Below are 3,322 nucleotides of genomic sequence, written 5' to 3'. Positions count from 1 at the left end.
CTTCAAACCATTCTCGCCGCGTTTCAGCCCCTGACGCGCCAGCTCTTCCACGACCGCTTTTGCCTGCTCAACGGTACGGACGAACGGGATCATGATTTCGACGTTAGTCAGTCCCATCTCATTACGCACGCGTTTCACCGCGTCGCATTCCAGCGCAAAGCAATCACGGAAGCTGTCCGACACATAGCGACCCGCGCCACGGAAGCCCAGCATCGGGTTCTCTTCCTCTGGCTCGTAGCGTTCACCTCCCACCAGGTTTGCGTACTCGTTCGACTTAAAGTCGGACAAACGCACAATCACGCGTTTCGGCCAGAACGCCGCGCCGAGGGTGGCGATCCCTTCTGTCAGGCGACCCACGTAAAATTCACGCGGAGAATCAAAGCCTTTCATCATCTCGCGGATTTCGTTTTGCAGTTTGGCATCTTGATCGTCAAACTCCAGCAGCGCACGCGGGTGGACGCCAATCATACGGTTGATGATAAATTCCAGACGCGCCAGGCCAACGCCTTCGTTTGGCAGACAGGCGAAGTCAAACGCCCGATCCGGGTTACCGACATTCATCATCACCTTCAGCGGCAGATCCGGCATCGTATCGACGCTGGAGCTCTTAACGCTGAAGTCGAGCATGTCGGCGTACACGTAGCCTGTATCGCCTTCTGCGCAGGAAACGGTGACCTTCTCGTCATCCTTCATGCGCTCAGTGGCATCGCCGCAGCCTACCACCGCCGGGATCCCCAGTTCACGCGCGATAATGGCCGCGTGACAGGTACGACCGCCACGGTTAGTGACAATCGCCGCCGCTTTTTTCATGATCGGTTCCCAGTCCGGGTCGGTCATGTCGGTGACCAGCACGTCGCCAGGTTCAATGCGGTTCATCTCGCTGATGTCGTGAATGACTTTTACCGGGCCTGCCCCGATGCGGTGACCGATAGCACGGCCTTCCGCAATGATTTTGCCCTGCGCGTGCAGCGTGTAACGCTCCATCACCTGGCCGCGAGAACGCACGGTTTCCGGACGAGCCTGGACGATGAACAGTTTGCCGGTATGACCATCTTTCGCCCACTCGATGTCCATCGGACGACCGTAGTGTTTTTCAATCTGTACCGCCTGTTTCGCCAGTTCCTGCACTTCGTCGTTGGTCAAGGAGAAAATGTCACGGCTTTCCTGCGGCACATCTTCAATGGTGACCTGTTTGCCGTGTTCCTGGGTCGGCGCATAGACCATGCGGATTTTTTTCGAGCCCATCGTGCGGCGCACAATAGACGGGCGATTGGCCGCCAGCGTCGGTTTGTGGACATAGAACTCATCCGGGTTTACCGCGCCCTGTACTACCATCTCGCCCAGCCCCCACGCGGAGGTGATAAACACCACCTGGTCAAAGCCAGATTCAGTATCGATGGAGAACATCACGCCGGACGACGCCAGATCGGAACGCACCATCCGCTGGACACCCGCAGAGAGCGCCACGCCACGGTGGTCATAGCCCTGGTGAACGCGATAGGAGATTGCGCGGTCGTTAAACAGCGAGGCAAACACGTGCTTCACGGCGACCAGTACGGCGTCAAAGCCCTGGACGTTGAGGAAGGTTTCCTGCTGCCCGGCAAAAGAGGCATCCGGCATATCTTCCGCAGTGGCAGATGAACGCACGGCGAAAGAAGCATGTTGATCGTCCGCGGAGAGTTGCGCGTAGGCATCACGGATAGCATTTTCCAGCTCAGGCTGGAAAGGAGTGTCGATAATCCACTGGCGGATCTGCGCGCCGGCCTTCGCTAACGCGTTAACATCGTCAATATCCGTTTGATCCAGCAGTTCATAGATGCGCTGGTTTACACCGCTTTGGTCCAGAAACTGGTTAAACGCATCGGCGGTTGTGGCAAAACCATTCGGTACCGATACACCCATACCGGAAAGGTTAGTAATCATTTCACCCAGGGAGGCATTTTTGCCCCCAACTCTGTCTACATCATTCATGCCGAGTTGGTTATACCAAAGCACCAGCGGTGACGAGCCATTGTTGGACATCGAACAATCCTTTTGTGATAAATGAACGAGTTTAGGAAACGCTTAATTACGTATTTATCTTTGCATATTTAACCCGCTTAAAAAAACGGTGAATCGTTCAAGCAAATATATTTTTTATTTTTTCGGACAGTTTACCCATTTGCGCAAACCCGCGAATGGCGGGCGATCCCCACAAAATGTGTCGGTATAAACATCTGTTCCATAAAATGAAATGCACTTTTCATAAAATATAAAAATACCATTTCATTTTCAAAATAAGCGTTATTTTCTACGCTTCAGAGTAATTTTAATTTATGCTTTCAGAGAATTATGACTGACTTTCAGGGTGTGAAAATGGATAATGCTGTAGATCGTCACGTGTTTTATATTTCCGATGGAACGGCAATTACCGCTGAAGTGTTGGGCCATGCGGTGATGTCACAGTTCCCCGTCACTATCAGCAGTATTACGCTGCCGTTTGTTGAAAATGAGAACCGCGCCCGCGCCGTTAAAGACCAAATCGACGCCATTTATCAACAAACCGGCGTGCGCCCTTTGGTGTTCTATTCGATTGTATTACCGGAGATCCGTTCCATCATTCTGCAAAGCGAAGGCTTCTGTCAGGATATCGTGCAGGCGCTGATCACCCCGCTACAGCACGAGATGAAACTCTACCCCACGCCGATTGCTCACCGGACGCACGGGCTGAATCCGGGTAACCTGAACAAGTACGATGCGCGAATCGCCGCCATTGATTATACCCTTGCCCACGATGACGGCATTTCGTTGCGCAACCTCGACCAGGCGCAGGTGATTTTGTTGGGCGTCTCGCGCTGTGGCAAAACGCCCACCAGCCTCTACCTGGCAATGCAGTTTGGCATCCGCGCGGCAAACTATCCTTTTATTGCCGACGACATGGACAATCTGGTTCTGCCTGCATCGTTAAAACCCCTGCAACATAAGCTGTTTGGTCTGACGATTGACCCTGAACGTCTGGCCGCCATCCGCGAAGAGCGCCGGGAAAACAGTCGCTATGCCTCCCTGCGTCAGTGCCGTATGGAAGTGGCCGAAGTCGAGGCGCTCTACCGTAAGAACCAGATCCCGTGGTTGAACAGTACTAACTATTCAGTTGAAGAGATTGCCACCAAAATCCTCGATATCATGGGATTAAGTCGACGCATGTACTAATAAACTCGTTCACGAGTTCTGTTTTTTTGTTATCATACCGTTCTGCCGCGAGGTGTGACGCACCTCGCACTTGAAATCAGCAGGGATTGGTTTAAGGTTGTGCCCATCACTTCCCGGTACCTCTGCCGTAGAA

2 protein-coding genes are annotated in these 3,322 nt (G+C 53.0%); one reads left to right on the top strand and one right to left on the bottom strand.

From position 1 onward, the window contains the following. On the bottom strand, positions 1-2,022 hold a 2,022-nt coding region (gene ppsA, locus AB7E14_RS22035; RefSeq protein WP_428169963.1), incomplete at its 3' end, for a phosphoenolpyruvate synthase. A gap of 333 nt (positions 2,023-2,355) precedes the next feature. On the opposite strand from ppsA, the gene ppsR reads away from it, so the two are divergent. After that, complete coding sequence (ppsR, locus tag AB7E14_RS22030) at positions 2,356-3,189, top strand: posphoenolpyruvate synthetase regulatory kinase/phosphorylase PpsR (RefSeq protein ID WP_043000864.1); 834 nt, start codon at positions 2,356-2,358, stop codon at positions 3,187-3,189. Positions 3,190-3,322 lie beyond the last annotated feature (133 nt).

It is taken from the genome of Citrobacter sp. (assembly GCF_050252275.1).
In the GTDB taxonomy this organism is placed as follows: domain Bacteria; phylum Pseudomonadota; class Gammaproteobacteria; order Enterobacterales; family Enterobacteriaceae; genus Citrobacter_A; species Citrobacter_A amalonaticus.
The sequence above is the reverse complement of the archived record's forward strand: the minus strand, read 5'-3'. Positions and strand labels throughout refer to the sequence as shown.

Coding starts and splice junctions, on each gene's coding strand:
- ppsR (WP_043000864.1), top strand. CDS start 2,356: ATGGATAATGCTGTAGATCGTCACGTGTTTTATATTTCCGATGGAACG.